This is a genomic window from Amycolatopsis sp. PS_44_ISF1 (genome assembly GCF_032335455.1).
Classification (GTDB): domain Bacteria; phylum Actinomycetota; class Actinomycetes; order Mycobacteriales; family Pseudonocardiaceae; genus Amycolatopsis.
Window position 1 is genome coordinate 1,712,641 of the sequence record NZ_JANUXO010000001.1, and the last position, 16,375, is coordinate 1,729,015.

Annotated in this window: 13 protein-coding genes and 1 other RNA gene; 10 read left to right on the forward strand and 4 right to left on the reverse strand. The window is 72.9% G+C overall.

Annotated features, from left to right (window positions below; genetic code table 11):
- The first annotated feature begins 135 nt into the window (after positions 1-135).
- The 3 genes from NYF13_RS07705 to NYF13_RS07715 all read left to right on the forward strand — a co-directional run bounded on the left by NYF13_RS07705 (position 136) and on the right by NYF13_RS07715 (position 4,376).
- Positions 136-885: a response regulator transcription factor gene (locus NYF13_RS07705; protein WP_315655247.1), complete on the forward strand. Its 750-nt coding sequence runs from the start codon at positions 136-138 to the stop codon at positions 883-885.
- Positions 863-2,377: a HAMP domain-containing sensor histidine kinase gene (locus NYF13_RS07710; protein ID WP_315655248.1), complete on the forward strand. Its 1,515-nt coding sequence runs from the start codon at positions 863-865 to the stop codon at positions 2,375-2,377. Before NYF13_RS07705 ends, NYF13_RS07710 begins: the two co-directional genes overlap by 23 nt.
- A gap of 121 nt (positions 2,378-2,498) precedes the next feature.
- Positions 2,499-4,376: a glycosyltransferase family 39 protein gene (locus NYF13_RS07715; RefSeq protein ID WP_315655249.1), complete on the forward strand. Its 1,878-nt coding sequence runs from the start codon at positions 2,499-2,501 to the stop codon at positions 4,374-4,376.
- Here NYF13_RS07715 and NYF13_RS07720 read toward each other — a convergent pair.
- Positions 4,360-5,286 carry a serine/threonine dehydratase gene (locus NYF13_RS07720; RefSeq protein ID WP_315655250.1) on the reverse strand — a complete coding sequence of 309 codons (927 nt, stop codon included), beginning with the start codon at positions 5,284-5,286 and terminating at the stop codon, positions 4,360-4,362. The two genes, NYF13_RS07715 and NYF13_RS07720, sit on opposite strands and share 17 nt — an antisense overlap.
- 52 nt (positions 5,287-5,338) lie before the next feature.
- Here NYF13_RS07720 and ffs point away from each other — a divergent pair.
- Positions 5,339-5,433: signal recognition particle sRNA small type (ffs, locus tag NYF13_RS07725), an RNA gene on the forward strand.
- 23 nt (positions 5,434-5,456) lie between these two features.
- Here the strand turns inward: ffs and NYF13_RS07730 are convergent.
- Positions 5,457-6,329, reverse strand: coding sequence for a fused MFS/spermidine synthase (locus NYF13_RS07730; protein WP_315655251.1), 873 nt, complete (start codon positions 6,327-6,329; stop codon positions 5,457-5,459).
- 148 nt (positions 6,330-6,477) lie between these two features.
- On the opposite strand from NYF13_RS07730, the gene NYF13_RS07735 reads away from it, so the two are divergent.
- A complete protein-coding gene (locus tag NYF13_RS07735; protein ID WP_315655252.1) occupies positions 6,478-8,742 on the forward strand; it encodes a DNA polymerase III subunit gamma and tau in 2,265 nt (754 codons plus the stop codon).
- Positions 8,743-8,836: 94 nt separating this feature from the next.
- On the opposite strand, the gene NYF13_RS07740 is transcribed toward NYF13_RS07735, so the two are convergent.
- Entirely contained in the window at positions 8,837-9,679 is an 843-nt protein-coding gene (locus NYF13_RS07740; protein ID WP_396286736.1) for an N-acetylmuramoyl-L-alanine amidase, read from the reverse strand.
- A gap of 131 nt (positions 9,680-9,810) precedes the next feature.
- On the opposite strand from NYF13_RS07740, the gene NYF13_RS07745 reads away from it, so the two are divergent.
- Entirely contained in the window at positions 9,811-10,173 is a 363-nt protein-coding gene (locus NYF13_RS07745) for a YbaB/EbfC family nucleoid-associated protein (protein WP_315655254.1), read from the forward strand.
- A gap of 3 nt (positions 10,174-10,176) precedes the next feature.
- On the forward strand, positions 10,177-10,773 hold the full coding sequence (gene recR, locus NYF13_RS07750) for a recombination mediator RecR (protein WP_315655255.1): 597 nt from the start codon (positions 10,177-10,179) through the stop codon (positions 10,771-10,773).
- Positions 10,774-10,829: 56 nt separating this feature from the next.
- On the opposite strand, the gene NYF13_RS07755 is transcribed toward recR, so the two are convergent.
- Positions 10,830-11,939 carry a UDP-N-acetylglucosamine 2-epimerase gene (locus NYF13_RS07755; RefSeq protein WP_315655257.1) on the reverse strand — a complete coding sequence of 370 codons (1,110 nt, stop codon included), beginning with the start codon at positions 11,937-11,939 and terminating at the stop codon, positions 10,830-10,832.
- 72 nt (positions 11,940-12,011) lie between these two features.
- Here NYF13_RS07755 and NYF13_RS07760 point away from each other — a divergent pair, with 72 nt between their 5' ends.
- The 3 genes from NYF13_RS07760 (at position 12,012) to NYF13_RS07770 (ending at position 16,369) form a co-directional block, all read left to right on the forward strand.
- Entirely contained in the window at positions 12,012-13,028 is a 1,017-nt protein-coding gene (locus tag NYF13_RS07760; RefSeq protein WP_315655258.1) for a glycosyltransferase family 2 protein, read from the forward strand.
- An 8-nt stretch (positions 13,029-13,036) separates the two neighbouring features.
- Positions 13,037-14,323, forward strand: coding sequence for a lipopolysaccharide biosynthesis protein (locus NYF13_RS07765; protein ID WP_396286739.1), 1,287 nt, complete (start codon positions 13,037-13,039; stop codon positions 14,321-14,323).
- Between the two features lie 69 nt (positions 14,324-14,392).
- Complete coding sequence (locus NYF13_RS07770) at positions 14,393-16,369, forward strand: DUF6541 family protein (protein WP_315655261.1); 1,977 nt, start codon at positions 14,393-14,395, stop codon at positions 16,367-16,369.
- Positions 16,370-16,375: the final 6 nt, after the last annotated feature.

Sequence of the window (16,375 nt, forward strand, 5' to 3'; positions counted from 1 at the left end):
GTGCCGGAGCTGTGCCCGGAGTGGGTGGGTGCTGTGCGGTCCGACCGGCGGCCCCGGCTCCGGCCGGGTGATTCGCACAGGAAACCCACAGCCGCGCCACAGCTCGTGCTGACCCCGGCCCCCGAAGATGTCACCATGAGCAGTGTGAACGCCACGTCGCCGGGCCGGGGTAAGGCCGATCTGCGCCGGGCCGACGGCAGTCCGGTCCGGGTACTGGTGGTCGACGACGAGTCCACCCTGGCCGAGCTGGTCTCGATGGCCCTGCGGATGGAGGGCTGGGAGGTCCGCAGCGCGGGTGACGGCTCCGAGGCCGTGCGCGTCGCGCGCGAGTTCCGGCCCGACGCCGTGGTCCTCGACGTGATGCTGCCCGACTTCGACGGGCTCGAAGTGCTGCGCCGCATGCGCGCGGAAGCGCCGTACCTGCCGGTCCTGTTCCTCACCGCGAAGGACGCCGTGGAGGACCGGATCGCCGGGCTCACCGCGGGCGGCGACGACTACGTGACCAAGCCGTTCAGCCTGGAGGAGGTCGCGCTCCGGCTGCGCGCGCTGCTGCGCCGGGCCAGCGGGGTGACCGGTGCGAGCGGCTCGCAGCTCGTGGTCGGCGACCTGACGCTGGACGAGGACAGCCGCGAGGTGCACCGCGGCGGCGACCTCGTGCCGCTGACCGCCACCGAGTTCGAGCTGCTGCGCTACCTGATGCGCAACCCCAAGCGCGTGCTGTCGAAGGCGCAGATCCTCGACCGCGTCTGGAGCTACGACTTCGGCGGCCAGGCCAACATCGTCGAGCTCTACATCTCCTACCTGCGGAAGAAGATCGACGCCGACCGCGAGCCGATGATCCACACGATGCGCGGCGCGGGGTATGTCCTCAAGCCCGCCGGCTGAGCCCGCCGCGCCGCGGGCGAGGCGACGGCCGTGGTCGCTGCGCCGCCGGCTGATCGTGCAGCTCGCCGCCCTGCTGGCGCTGGTCTGCCTGGTCGTCGGCGTGGTGACCGAGCTGGCGTTGCACGACTTCCTGGTCAGCCAGGTCGACAAGCGGCTTTCGGCGACCAGCGACCGCGGCTTCCGCCACGGTGGCGGGCCGCCGCCGTGGAACTGCGGCGGCAAACCACCACCGGATCCGCTGGGGGTGCTCGGCCAGGGCGAGGGCACGCTCGCCGTGCAGGTGCACAAGAACGGCGTGGTGAGCGCGAACGTGCTCAACTTCGAGTCGGGCCCGCCCTCGTCGCGGTGCCGCTCGCCGTTGCAGAGCATCACGCCGACGCAGCAGGACGTCCTGCTCGGACTGCCGCCGGACGGACGGCGCCGCACCGTCGACCTCGGCGGGACGCTCGGCGACTACCGCGTGGTGTCCTCGTTCTCCCCGGCCGGTGAGTTCTCGGTGGTCGGGCTGCCGCTCGCGGACGTGACGGAAACCTTGTGGCGCTTGGGTTTCATCTTCGGCGGGGTGGCGCTCGGCGGGCTGCTGATCGCGGGCTTCGCGGGCGCGGTGACGATCCGGCGGACGATGGCGCCGCTCGACCGGCTGGCGGCCACGGCGTCCCGCGTCTCGGAACTGAAGCTCGATCGCGGGGAGGTCGCGCTGTCCGAGCGGGTGGACGAGGTGGACACCGACCCGCACACCGAGGTCGGCAAGGTCGGTTTCGCGCTCAACCGGATGCTCGGCCACATCGCGAACGCGCTCTCGGCCCGGCAGGCCAGCGAGAGCCGGGTCCGCCAGTTCGTCGCCGACGCCAGCCACGAGCTGCGCACCCCGCTGGCCGCCATCCGCGGCTACGCCGAGCTGACCCGGCGCAGCGGTGAGCAGGTGCCGCCGGACGTCGCGTTCGCCATGAGCCGCGTCGAGTCCGAATCGGCGCGGATGACCACGCTGGTCGAGGACCTGCTGCTGCTCGCGCGGCTCGACTCGGGCCGCGCGCGGGTGCACGAGCGGGTCGACCTCTCGCGCCTGGTGGCCGACGCCGTCGCGGACTCCCACGTCGCGGGCCCCGGCCACAAGTGGCGGCTGGAGGCGCCGGGCGAGCCGCTGAGCGTGCTCGGCGACAGCGGCCAGCTGCACCAGGTCGTGCTGAACCTGCTGGGCAACGCCCGCACCCACACCCCGCCCGGCACCACGGTGACCACCACCCTGTCCACCCGCGACGGCTGGGTGACGCTGTCCGTGCTCGACGACGGCCCCGGCATCCCGCCGGAGATCCTGCCGGAGGTCTTCGAACGGTTCGCCCGCGGGGACAACTCCCGCTCCCGCGCGGCCGGCAGCACCGGCCTGGGACTGGCCATCGTCGCCGCCGTGGTGGGCGCGCACCAGGGCCGGGTGATGGTGACGAGCCGGCCGGGCCGCACGGAGTTCACCGCGGCTTTCCCCCAGGTGCGGTGATCGCTTTCGCGCGGTGTGTCCGTTGTGGAGCGGTTTCCGGTGACCCGAGCACGGGTTTCTCACAGCCCGCGCACAGCGGGCGCACATCCACGCCACACGCGGCGCCGAAACCATGGAGCCCATGTCGACCGCCGTTGTCACGCCCGCGAACACCACCGGCGAACCCGGCCCGCCGGGCGAGCGGCCGCGGTGGGTGCGCCCCGCCGTGGCGCTGCTGCTCGCCGCGACGGCCGCGCTGTACCTGATCGATGTGGCGATTTCGGGGTGGGGCAACAGCTTCTACGCCATGGCGGTGCAGGCCGGCACGCAGAGCTGGAAGGCCTGGTTCTTCGGCTCGCTCGACCCGGGCAACGTCGTCACCGTCGACAAACCGCCGTTTTCGCTGTGGATGATGGGGCTTTCGGGGCGGATCTTCGGTTTCGGAAGCTGGAGCCTGCTGGTGCCGGACGCGCTCGCGGGCGTCGCCTCGGTCGGGCTGCTGTACCTGGCGGTGCGGCGGCTCTCCGGTCCCGGCGCGGGGCTGCTGGCGGGCACCGCGCTCGCGCTGACGCCCGTGGCGGCGCTGATGTTCCGCTTCGACAACCCCGACGCGTTCCTCGTGCTGCTCATGGTTGCCGCCGCGTACTTCCTGGTCCGCGCGCTGGAGCGGGCGGGCACGGGCTGGCTGCTGCTTTCGGGCGTGGCGCTCGGGTTCGGGTTCCTGGACAAGATGCTGCAGGCGTTCCTCGTGCTGCCCGCGTTCGTGCTCGTGTACCTGGTGGCGGCGCCGACCCCGTTCGGCCGCCGAGTCGGGCAGCTGCTCGCCGCGGCGGGCGCAGTGGTGGTGTCGGCGGGCTGGTGGGTGGCCGTGGTGGCGATCTGGCCCGCGGCCGACCGGCCCTACATCAGCGGCTCGACCGACAACAGCGTGCTGGAGCTGGCCTTCGGCTACAACGGGCTCGGCCGCATCTTCGGCGAAGGCCACGGCGGCGGTGCCCGGCCGGAACTGCGCCTCCCGGCGGGCGGACACGGTGGCTCTCCCGGCTTCGGTGGTTTCGGTGGGCAGACCGGCTTGACCCGGCTGTTCACCCAGCAGTTCGGCGGCGAGGCGTCCTGGCTGCTGCCCGCCGCGCTGATCGGGCTGGTCGCGGGGCTGTGGTTCACCCGTCGCGCGCCGCGCACGGACCGGACTCGCGCGGCGCTGCTGCTGTGGGGTGCCTGGACGGTCGTGACCGTGGTGGTGTTCAGCTACATGAGCGGGATCATCCACCCGTACTACACGGTGGCGCTCGTGCCGGGCATCGCGGCGACGCTGGGGGTTTCCGGGCGTGAGCTGTGGCGGGGCCGGGCCTACCCCGCGCCGCGCGCCGTGCTCGCGCTGATGCTGGCCGCCACGGTGGTCTGGGGCTTCATCCTGCTCGGCCGTGCGCCGCAGTGGCAGCCGTGGGTGCGGTACACCGCCCTCGGACTCGGCGCGATCGGTGTGCTCGTGCTGCTCCTCGGCTCGGAGCGGCTGCGGCGGATCGCGCCGCTGGCCGCCGCGCTCGGGCTGGTGGCGGCCCTGCTGGGCACGGCCACCGCCACGATCGCGACGGCCGCCACCGCGCACACCGGGGGCCAGCCTTCGTCCTCGCCTTCGGACAGCCGTGGCGGTCGCGGTGGCCGAAGCGGCTTCGGCCGGACCACGCAGTCCAATGTGGAGGTCGACCGGCTGTTGCAGGCCACCACGAACCGGTGGGCCGCCGCGCAGACCGGCGCGATGCAGTCCGCCGGGCTGGCGCTGGGCAGCGGGAAACCGGTGATGGCCATCGGCGGGTTCAGCGGCAGCGACCCGGCGCCGACGCTGCGGCAGTTCCAGCAGTACGTCGGCGCCGGCGAGGTGCACTACTTCGTCGCCGGGGGCCGCGGCTTCGGTGGCGGCCGTGGCTCCGCGGGCGAGATCACCACGTGGGTGGAGCGGAACTTCCGGTCCGAGATCGTCGGCGGGACCACCGTTTACGACCTCACGAAGGGAAGGTGACGGCGGCGTTCGCTCCACAAAGGACCAGAGCGGGTAACTCGGCCTCGATCCGCCCGGCGAGCCACGCGGCCAGCGGGACGGCCGCGGCCGGCTCCACGACCAGCCGGAACCCGTCCCACAGCCGGTCGCGCGCGGCGAGCAGCTCGGCGTCGCTGACCAGCACGGACGTCACGGCGGGCGAGTTCAGGAGCCGGAACGGCAGCTGACCGATCCGCGTCGCGCCCAGCGCCGAGGAGGCGACGGAGCCGAGGGCGACGTCCACCGGTTCACCGGCTTCGAGGGCGGCGTTGAGCGCTCGGCAGCGCTCCGGCTCCGCGGCGAACACGCGCCGTCCGCCGGACGCGAGCGCGGCACCGGAAGCGAGGCCGCCCCCGCCGACGGCCACCACCACGGCGTCCACGTCGGGGCTGTCCTCGACGATCTCGGCCGTCACCGTGCCCTGACCGGCGATCACGTCCGGATCGTCGTAGGCGTGCAGGTAGCGCGTGCCCTCCTCCTGCGCGACGCCCAGCGCGGCGGCGGCCGCCTCGGCGTACGTCGCGCCGTGGCGGACCAGCTTCACCCCCGTCGCTTCGATACCCGCGGCCTTCGCCTCCGGCACCGACTCGGGCACGTAGACCACCGCGGGCACGCCGAGCAACTGCGCCGCGGTGGCGACGCCGAGTCCGTGGTTGCCGCCGGACGCCGTGACCACCCGTGCGGGCATCGGGCCGGCCAGCAGCGCGTTCACCGCTCCGCGGAGCTTGAACGAACCGCTCCGCTGCAGGTGCTCCAGCTTCAGCACCACCGGACGCCCGTCGATCTCCGCCCGCAGCAGCGGGGTGCGCCGGACGTGGGCCCGGATGCGCTCGGACGCGGCTTCGACGTCGGCCGGAACGGGGGTGCGCGGCGGGGTGCTCATGCCGTCCATTGTGCTGAACCCCCGGCGCCTCGGCGGTGGCCGACCACCCGCTACACTGGTCCACGGACCCCGCGCGGCGTCCACCCTGTGAACTTCCCCAGGGCCGGAAGGCAGCAAGGATAAGCAGGCTCTGACGGGTGCGCGGGGTCCCCTTTTTTTGGCCGGAGACGGCCAGTCGCTCAGAACACCCCGAGCACGTCCTCCGGCGGGTTCGGCGAGGCCAGCGGCGCCGCGTCGTACACCGGTTGGGCCTTCCCCCGCAGCGCTCGCAGGTCATCGCCGTGCACGCAGCGCGCCGGGTAGGCCGAGGACGCCGCCCGCCGGGTCAGCTCGGCCGTGGGCAGCTCGTCGGCCGAGGCGGCCAGCACCAGGTTGCCGAAGCGGCGCCCGCGCAGCACCCCCGGCTCGGCCAGCAGCACGACCTGCGGGAACACCTCGGCCAGGGTGGCCAGGAACCGGCGCGCGAACGGCAGCCCCGGCCCGTCGGTGATGTTGGCCAGCATGGTGCCGGTGGCCTTGAGGACCCGGCGGACGTCGGCGGCGAACTCCACCGTGGCCAGCCCGCCGGCCAGCGTCGCGCGTTCGAAGGCGTCGACCACGACCAGGTCCGCCGTCGCGTCGTGCCGGCTGCGCACCCCCTCACGACCGCCTTCGATGCGCACCCGCAGCTTGGGCACGCCACGCAGGTCCAGTTGCTCGCGGACCAGGTCGATCAGGGGCGCGTCGGCGTCGAAGACCAGCTGCCGGGAACCGGGGCGCTCAGCCGCGATGTAGCGGGGGAGAGTGCACCCGGCGCCGCCGACGTGCAGCGCGTCGAGCGGGCCCGCGGGCAGACCGTCGACGACGTCGCCGAGCCGCCGCACGTAGTCGAATTCGAGGTGGGTGGGATCGTCGAGGTCGACGTAGGACTGGGCCACGCCGTCGACCGAGATCAGCCAGGCGTTCGGGCGGTCGGCGTCGCGCAGCAGCTCGGCGGTCCCGAACCGCACCGGGTAGCGGCCCGGCCGGGGGCCGTCCTGGGCCCGGGCGCGACCGGAGCGGGCGTGGCTCACCAGGGGCTCCCCTTCTCTTCGCGGACCGGGCCGAGGCTACCGGTGCGGGTGCCCGCCGGGGCGGCTGACCAGCCGCGCTTCCCGGGGCGGGCGGTGACGGGGACACGGCACCGGCGAGGTTGTCGGCGGGTGCCGGTAGTCTCGCTGCGTGGCTCTCGCGCTGTACCGAAAGTACCGTCCGGCGACCTTCGCCGAGGTCGTCGGCCAGGAGCATGTGACCGAACCGCTGCGCACCGCGCTGGCCGCGGGCCGGATCAACCACGCGTACCTGTTCTCCGGGCCGCGCGGCTGCGGCAAGACCTCCAGCGCGCGCATCATGGCGCGCTCGCTCAACTGCGTGGAGGGCCCGACCCCCGATCCGTGCGGCCAGTGCAACTCCTGCCGCGCGCTGGCGCCCGAGGGCTCGGGCAGCGTCGACGTCACCGAGCTGGACGCCGCGAGCCACGGCGGCGTGGACGACGCCCGCGAGCTGCGCGACAAGGCGTTCTACGCGCCCGCCGAGTCCCGCTACCGCGTGTTCATCATCGACGAGGCGCACATGGTCACCACGCAGGGCTTCAACGCCCTGCTGAAGATCGTGGAAGAGCCGCCGGAACACCTGATCTTCATCTTCGCCACGACCGAGCCGGACAAGGTGCTCACCACCATCCGCTCGCGCACGCACCACTACCCGTTCCGGCTGATCCCGCCGGGTTCGATGCGGGCGCTGCTGGAGCGCAACGTCGCGGCCGAGGGCGCCGAGGTCGAGCCGGCCGTGTACCCGCTGGTGATCCGCGCGGGCGGTGGCTCGGCGCGGGACACGCAGTCGGTGCTCGACCAGCTGCTGGCCGGTTCCGGGCCCGAGGGCGTCACCTACGCGCGCGCGGTCTCGCTGCTGGGCGTCACCGACGTCGCGCTGATCGACGACATGGTCGACGCCCTCTCGGCCGAGGACGCGGCCACGGTGTTCAGCACGGTCGAGCGCCTGGCCGACGCCGGCCACGACCCGCGCCGCTTCGCCACCGACCTGCTCGACCGGCTGCGCGACCTGGTCATGCTGCGCTCCGTGCCCGAGGCGGGCGAGCGCGGTCTGGTGGCCGCGCCGGAGGAGGAGCTGGGCCGGATGAGCGCGCAGTCCGAGCGCATCGGCCTCGGCACGCTGTCCCGCTACGCCGATATCGTCCACAGTGGACTCCTGGAGATGCGCGGCGCCACCTCGCCCCGGCTCGTGCTGGAGCTGCTGTGCGCGCGGATGCTGCTGCCCTCGGTCACCGACGGGGAAAAGGCCCTGCTGGCCCGCCTCGAACGCTTGGAGCGCCGGGCTTCCCTGGCCGGCGGGGGCGGCGGCGAGGCCGGGGTCGAGCCGCCCGTTCGCGGGGCTCAGGAGCGTGAGTTCCAGCGGCCTTCGCTGCGCCCGGCCGGGGCGACCCCGGTCGCGCCGGTCCGCTCGGAGGGCACGGGGGCCCAGGCCGCACCTGCCCCGGACGCGCCGGTCCGGGCCGAAGCCCCGCCCGCGCCAGCGCGGGCCGAAGCCGCTCCGTCCGTGCCCGCCCCGGCCGGTTCGGCAGCCGCGCCGGTTCCGGCCGCCCCGGCTCGTGCGGAAGCTGCCCCGGCTCGAGCCGAGACGGCGACCGCCCACTCGGCCGCGCCGACTTCCTCGGAGGCCACGCCCGCACCCGCCCGTCCGGAAGCCGCGCCGCCCGCTCGCCCTGAGCCCGCGCCGACGCCGGAGCCGGTCGCGGCCGAGCCTCCGGAAGCGGCGGCCGGATCCGAAACGCCGTCCGAGACCGGCGGGATCGACGCCGCGGCCATCCGGACCGTCTGGCCGCAGCTCCTGATCTCCCTGCGGAAGTTCTCCGGCGGCCGAAGCCTGGAGGCCATGCTCACGCAGGCGACGGTGGTCGAGGTCGAGGGCTCGGCCGTGACCCTGACGCACAAGTCCGAACCGCTGGCCCGCCGCCTCGGCGACCAGGACAACGCCCGCAAGATCGCCGGCGCCCTCTCCGACGTGCTGGGCGGCGAATGGCAGGTCCGCTGCGTCTACGGCGCCGTGCCCGCCGTGACCGCCCCCCGGGCGGCGGCAGCGGCTCCGGCCGCCGCACCGGCCCCGGAGCGCTCGTTCACCCGCCGCTCGGCCTCCGCCCCCGCCGAACCACCGGCAGCCCCGGCCGAGCGCCCGGCCCCCGAACGTCCCGCGATCGAGCGCCCGCCCGAGCCTTCCCGCCCGCCGGAGCCCCCGTCCCGCCCGAAGGTGGCCACGTCGGAGCCGGACATCCCGCTCCCGCCGGAACCCAGTGACGAGGAAGACGACGACATCTACTCGGAGGATTCGAGCCCCGCGCCGCCTCCGCCGCCGCTGCCCCCGGACCAGGACCCGGACGAGATCGCCCGGAAACTGCTCTCCGACCACCTGGGCGCCCGGCCGCTGGAATGAGCCTCCCGGCCGCACCGGGGCGAACGTCCCAGGGCCGTGCGGCGCGTCGTGGCCTCGGAGGCGAGGTGACCGGCGGTGGGGTGGGAAACAGCCGTCAGCCCAGGTACGCCTCGATGGCCGCCGCGATGGCGGTCGCGTAGTGGGCCCGGCCCGCGGCCGAGGACATCGCCGCGGCCTCGGCGGTGTTGCGCATGTTGCCGCACTCCACGAGGACCGTCGGGCGGGTCGAGAGGTTCAGGCCGCCCAGATCGGAGCGGGCGGACAGGCCGGCGGAACCGATGTAGGTCGAAGTGGTGAAGCCGTCGGAGCGCAGTCCGTCGCGCAGGGCCCGGGCCAAGGCCATCGAGGGGGCACCTTGGGCTTTGTTCAGCGGCGGTGACGAGTAGGCCACGTGGAAGCCGTGGGCGCCCTCGGCCGTCGAGCCGTCGGCGTGGATGGAGACCACCGCGTCGGCTTTCGCCTCGTTGCCGATCTCGGCGCGGCGATCCACGCACGGGCCGACGCCGGAGTCGTCGGAGCGCGTGTAGACGACCTTGATCCCCTTGGCGGACAACGCTTCCCCGACCTGCCGGGCCACGTCGAAGTTGAACGCGTGCTCGGTGTAGCCGGCATTGGTCGAGGTGCCGGTGGTGTTGCACGGCTTCATCTCGCCGCGTCCGGCGGGCACGCTGCGGTTGATCTCCTTCGGGTGGGCGCCGTTTCCGCCGTTGTGCCCGGGGTCCAGCACCACGACCTTGCCCGCGGCCGAAGTGGAAGGCGGCGGCGAAACCGGGGAAGAGACCGGAGCGGTCGAGGAAGACGGCGGAGCCGAAGATGGCGGCATCACTGAAGAAGGCGGAGCGGGCGAAGACACCGAAGAGGCCGCGGGCGCCGCCGTGCCACCGCATCCCGTGAGCAGGAAGGCGCCGGCCAGCAGCAGGAGAGGGTTCACGCGCACGTCGACCACGGTGCCACAGCCGGGCCGTCATCCGGCGCCACGGCGCGCCACGGCCCGCCGCCTGACCGGGCGAACCACCCACGCGGCTACGCTGGTGGAGACCCACATCAGCGGAAGGATCGAGTGCGATCATGGTGCAACCCGGCGGCGGCTTCGATCTGTCGCAGATCATGCAGCAGGCGCAGCAGATGCAGCAGAAACTGGTCGAGGCCCAGGAGGAGCTGCAGTCGACCGAGGTGACCGGCTCCGCGGGCGGCGGACTGGTCACGGCGACGGTGTCCGGCGACAGCCAGCTGAAGGGCCTGGTCATCGACCCGAAGGTGGTCGACCCCGAGGACGTCGAGACGCTGGCCGACCTCGTGGTCGCGGCGGTGCGCGACGCGTCGGCGAACGCGCAGAAGCTCACCGAGCAGAAGCTCGGTCCGCTCGCGGGCGGCCTCGGCGGTGGCGGCGGCGCGATGCCCGACCTGGGCGCACTCGGCTTCGGCGGCTGACCCTTGTACGAGGGTGTGGTCCAGGACCTGATCGACGAACTCGGGCGGCTGCCCGGGGTCGGCCCCAAGAGCGCGCAGCGCATCGCGTTCCACCTGCTCGCGACCGACCCGGTCGACATCGGGCGGCTGCAGGACGTGCTCGGCAAGGTGGCCGACGGCGTGCAGTTCTGCGAGATCTGCGGCAACGTCTCCGAGCAGCCGAACTGCCGCATCTGCCGCGACGAGCGCCGCGACCTCACGGTGATCTGCGTGGTCGAGGAGCCCAAGGACGTGCTCGCGGTCGAGCGCACGCGGGAGTTCAAGGGCCGCTACCACGTGCTGGGCGGCGCGCTGGACCCGCTCTCGGGCATCGGCCCGGAGCAACTGCGGATGCGGGAGCTGCTCAAGCGCATCGGCGAGGCGGACGTCAGCGAGATCATCATCGCCACCGACCCCAACACCGAGGGCGAGGCCACGGCCACCTACCTGGTCCGCATGCTGCGGGACTTCCCGGGGCTGACCGTGACGCGGCTCGCGTCCGGCCTGCCCATGGGCGGCGACCTGGAGTTCGCCGACGAGCTGACCCTCGGCCGGGCGCTGTCCGGCCGTCGCGCGCTCTAGCCCCGGTGGGTGTGCCGGAAACGGCGGGAACCGTTTCCGGCACACCCACGGGACTTTCAGCAGTAACCGAGCTGGGCCAGCGAGTTCACCACGATGTCGGCCGGGTGGTACTTGTCCATCCAGGACTCCCCGCGCCGGTTCGGGTAGGTGGCCAGGAAGTCCTGCAGCTTGTCCGCGCGCATTTCGGTGAGCACGACGGTCTCGCCGAGGTGCTGCGGGGTCTCGGTGCGCTCGCGGTGCACCGCGCAGGGCAGGCCGAGGTAGTAGCACTCGGCGGCCAGCCCGCCCGAGTCGGTGACCACGTACTCCGCGCGCGCCACCAGCGGCAGGAACTTCAGGTACCGCATCTTGGGCCGCACGATGAACCGGTCGTCGAACAGGTGGTCCAGGCCCAGCGAGCGGATCTTCTCGCGCTCCGGCGCCCCGGCCATGTACAGGATCGGCATCTCGCGGCTCTGCTCGCGCAGGATCTCCAGCGCCTCGCGGTACTTGTCCGGCCGCGAGAGCAGCTCGAAGCGGTGCAGCGTGGCCAGGCCGAACTTCTCCGGCAGGTCCGGCACGTCCAGCGGCTGGTTGATGGCCAGGCGCATCGCGTCGATCGCCGTGTTCGCCTCGGTGTTGACCACCACGCCGCGCGCGTGGCGCAGATTGCCCACCTCGAGCTCGGTCGGCGCGAAGTGCAGGTCCGCGATCTTCGCCGTGAGCTTGCGGTTCAGCTCCTCCGGCAACGGTGACATGATGCTGCCCGAACGCTGCCCGGCCTCGATGTGCCCCACGCGCGCCTTGAGGATCCGCTTGCCGATCAGGGAGCCGTACGGCGTGGTGAACGTGTCGCCGTGCACCAGCACCAGCGGGGGGCGCCCGTCCTCGGCCAGCGCGGCGCGCAGCTCGTGCCGGCGGCTCCACGCGGTGCGCAGCACCTGGGCGCCCCAGCCGGGCACCTGCGCCGGGGACTCCAGGTTGCGCGCCTGGTCCTTCGGCACCAGCCAGACGTCGGGCTCCGGCAGGTTCAGATCGGCGAGCGCGTCCGCGACCTCGTCCACGTGCTGAGCGGTGAACCAGATCTTCGGTCGTACCCCGCGTTCGGCTATCCCGTGGTAGACCGGCGCGATCTTGATCAGTTCCGCCGTGGTGCCGAGAATGAAGGAAATCACCGTGAGGCCCATTTCTGCTCGGATAACGGTGCCCAAAGGATACTGGGGACCTCTGGCCGGGGGGCACAGGGTAGCCTCGGCCCGGTGAGTGCGAACCCGCTCCTCCCTTCGCTCAGCGTCGTCATTCCGGTCTACAACGAGCAGGACTGGATCGCCCGCAGCGTCGGCGCACTGGTCGCGGCCTGCGCCGCCGCGGACTGGCCGGCCGAGATCGTCGTGGTCGACGACGGCAGCACGGACGGCACGCCGGAAACCCTGTCCCGCCTGGCCGAGGCCCACGGGATCACCGTGCTCAGCCAGCCCAACGGCGGCCGGTTCGAGGCGCGCCGCGCGGGCCTGGCCAAGGCGTCCGGACAGCAGGTCCTGCTGCTGGACAGCCGCGTGATCCTCGACGAGGGTTCGCTCGTCTTCCTGCGTGACCAGTTGCTCGCGCACCCCGAGCGCACGGTCTGGAACGGCCACGTCGACGTCGCCTCCGAGAACAACCCGTACGCGGGTTTCCTGGCCGGACTGGTGAAGATCCCGTGGCGCCGCTACTGCGCCGATCCGCGGCTGATGTCCTTCGGAATCGAAGAATTCGACGTGTTTCCCAAGGGCACCGGATTCTTTTCCGCGCCGCGTGACGTTCTCGAGCCGGCCTGCGCGGCGTTCAAGTCGTTGTTCGACGACCCCCGCTACGCCAGCGACGACACCGGCGTGCTGCGCTGGGTCGCCGAACGCCACCGGATCTTCCTGGCCCCCGGGCTGTCCGCGACCTACCACGGGCGCGATTCGTTCCGGAAGTTCGCCGCCCACTCCTACTTCCGCGGCACCACGTTCGTCGACTCCTACCTCGCCTCACCCGGCCCGGCGCGCAACGGACTGTTCGCGGCGTTCGCGGTGGGCGCCCTCGGTCTCGGCCTCGCCGTCCGCCGGCCGAAGACCGCCGTCGCGCTCGCCGCCGCGGGCTCGGCCGCCGCCGGGGCCGCGGTGACGCGCTTCGGCGCCACGAAGTCCGAGGCCCGCGCGGTCGCCCTGCTCGCGCCGGTGTTCGGCGCCGGGTTCGGCGCGGGCGCCATCCGCGGGCTGATCCTGGCCCTGCGCGCCCGGTCGGGCCGATGAGCGCGTCCGTGACCGACGAGGATCGGCGCGGGCTGGCCAAGGAGACCGGCCGCTCGGCGGGCAAGATCGGCCTGTCGCTGCTGGTCGCGATCGGTCTCGGGTACGTGCTGACGCTGCTGATCGGGCGCTGGCTCGGACCGGCCGACAACAAGGTCTTCCTTTCCTTCTGGGGCATCCTGATGGGGTTGGGCAGCGCCCTGTCCCCGCTGGAGCAGGAGCTCTCGCGCCAGTCGGCGGTCGCCGCGCTGGAGGGCCGCAAGCCCGGGCGGGCGGCGCTGCGGGCGCTGACCGTCGGCGCCGCGATCGTCGCGGTGATCGCCGGGCTCACGCTGGTGGTGCCGGTGCTCGACGAGCGCCTGTACTCGGGCCGCACCGAACTCGGGGTCATCGTGTTCTGCGGCGCGCTGTCGTTCGCCTTCCAGTTCGCGGCCCGGGGGCTGCTGGTTGGGGCGCAGCGGATCACCCAGTACTCGTGGCTGGTGTTCACCGAGGCCGCGGTCCGCGTGCTGGTGCTCGCCGGGGTGTTCGTGGCCGGGCTGACCGGGATCGTGCCCTTCGCCATCGCCGCGGCGGTCGGCTCGTTCGCTTGGCTGCTGTTCGTGCGGCCGATCCGCACCCTGATCGACCCGCACCTCGACGGCGAGGCCTGGCGGCCGGTGACGGCCCGGATCGTGCTGCTGATCGCGGGCGCCGGACTCACCGCCAGCGTCATCACGGGCTACCCCGCGCTGGTCAGCCTGCTCGCTCCGGCCGGCGACGCGGCGAAGGTGGGCGTGCTGTTCGCCGCGCTGCAGGTCTCGCGGGTCCCGCTGCTGCTGCTGTCCCCGCTGCAGGCGCTGGCCGTGCCGACCGTGGTGCGGCTCTCCGGCACCGAGGACGGCATGCACCGCCTCCGCCGCCTGCTCGCGCTCGGCACGCTCGGCACCCTCGTCGTGGGGGCCGTCGGCGCGCTGGCCGGGCTGCTGATCGGTCCGTGGCTGGTGCGGCTGCTGCTCGGGGCCAAGTACGCCTCCGCCCAGGGCTGGTGGCTCGGCGGGATGGTCTGGGGGGCGGTGCTGCTCACGGCGATGCAGCTGATGACCGCCGTGCTCGTCGCCCGGACGCAGGCCAACAAGGTGCTCGTCACCTGGGCCGTGGTCGCCGTTTCGACCGTGTTGGTGCTGTTGTTCCTGCCGGGTGACACGATCCTGCGGGCGGTCGTCGGGCTGGGGGTCGGGCCGACGGCCGGCCTGGTGGTCGCGGCTTCGTTCGTGCTGCGCCGCCCGGGCAACGTGCGGAGCGGGTCGAACGTCTGAGTAGTGTGCACGCGGATGAGGCCGCGGAGGTCGGCGTGAAGAGCCGGTGAGGGTTGGACAGCGAATCCGATGAACGTAGTACTGATCTTGCTCGCCTTCTGGGTACCGGGGCTGGTGTTCGGCACCGCCATCGGGTTGCGCGGCTGGACGCTCGCCGCGGCCGGGCCGCTGCTGACCTTCGGCCTCGTCGCGCTCGGCATTCCCGTGCTCGGCGGGCTCGGCCTCCGCTGGAACCTGCTCCACGTGGCCCTGTGGGTGGTCCTGCTCGCCCTGGTCGGCTTCGGCCTGGGGTTCGCCGTCCGCCGCTTCACCGCCCGCCGCCACCCGGAATGGGCGGCCGATGAACCCGAGCCGGACCGGTCCGTTCGCGACCACGGGCTGATCGGCCTCGGCGTGCTGGGCGGTATGACCGTGGGCGTCGTCACCTTCCTGCGCGGCTCGCACGGGATCACCACCGTGCAGCAGGGCTGGGACGCGGTCTTCCACGGCAACCTGGTGCGCTGGATCGCCGAGCACGGGGACGCGCGGCCGTCCACTGTGGGCACCATCGCGAACCTGCCGGACCAGAAGAACTACTTCTACCCGGACACCTACCACGCGCTGCTCGCCCTGGTCTTCGGCAAGGGCGGCCTGACCATGATGCCGACGCTGAACCTCGCGGCGATGGCCGTGATCATCAGCGTGCCGCTCGGCGTGGCCGCGATGGGCCGGGCCTGGAACCTGACGCCGCTGGCCACGGCCGCCGCGGCCGCCGTCACCACCTGGTTCACCGCGTTCCCGTACGACTCGCTGCAGCGCGGCCCGCTGTGGCCCTACGTCGCCGGCGTCGCGATGATCCCGGCCATGCTCGCGCTGGCGAAGTACCTGCTCCGGCCGCGCGGGATCGCCGGGCCGATCGCGATCGGCGTCGGGGTCGCGGGCCTCACCGGGCTGCACACCAGCGTGGTGTTCGTGATCGCCGTCTACTTCATCCTCATCCTGGGCGCGGTGCTCTTCGGCTGGGAGAAGATCGACTGGCGCCGGTCCGCGCCCTCGCTGGTCGCCTCCGTGGTGCTGGCCGCGGTGCTCGGCTTGCCGCTGGTGCTGCCCTCGCTGTACAACGCGAGCGGCGTGACCAGTGCGTTCTGGGCCTCCGAGGCGACGGTGAGCGGCGGTGTCGGCGAGACGATCACCTTCTCCCCGATGGCCGACTACCCGCAGTGGTGGGTCGGCATCCCGGCCATCATCGGGATCTTCCTGCTGGTCAAGCACCGCCGGATGATGTGGATGGTGGGCGCCTACGTCGTGTTCGGCGGCCTGTTCGCGGCCACCGTCTCGCTGGAAACGCCGCTGGTGCACACCCTCACCAGCATCTTCTACAACGACCACTGGCGGATCGCCGCGCTGGTGCCGCTGGCCGGTGCGGTGGCGTTCGGCGAGTCGGTGGACACCGCGGGCCAGTGGTTCGCCCGCCGGGCCAAGGCGCTGGCCCCGCGGGTCAAGCTGAAGCCCGCGACGCTGACCCTGGTCGGCGCGGTGCTGCTCGGCCTGGTCCTCGCCGGGCTGAGCCGCGGCGGTTACATCGGCCGCAACACCAATCGTCTGGAGTTCAACTACTCCGACGGTCCCACCGTGTCGAAGGCCGAAGAAGCCGCGTACGCCTGGCTCGGCCGGCACACGGCTCCGGGCGAGCGCGTGATGAACGACAAGGGCGACGGCTCGTCCTGGATGTACGCGCTGTCCGGGGTGATGCCGGTCGAATGGACCTTCTACGGCGCCGACGCCGGTACCGAGGCCGCTTACCTGAGCACGTGGCTCGACAACATCGACCTGTACCCGAAGGTGCGCCAGGACCTCACTGCGCTGAACGTGCGGTACGTGATCGTCGGCCAGGGCGCGGTGACTACGACCGCGAAGCATTCGGTCGGCGTCCGGCTGGTGCGGAACGGATCCGATTTCCGCGAGGTGTTCCACAACGAGGGCGCCACGATCTACCAGATCGAGGGTCAGCCGGGCGTGGTCGCTTCCGGGGCCGCACCCGGGTCCGGCCGCTCGGCCGGCCACTGACTGGAA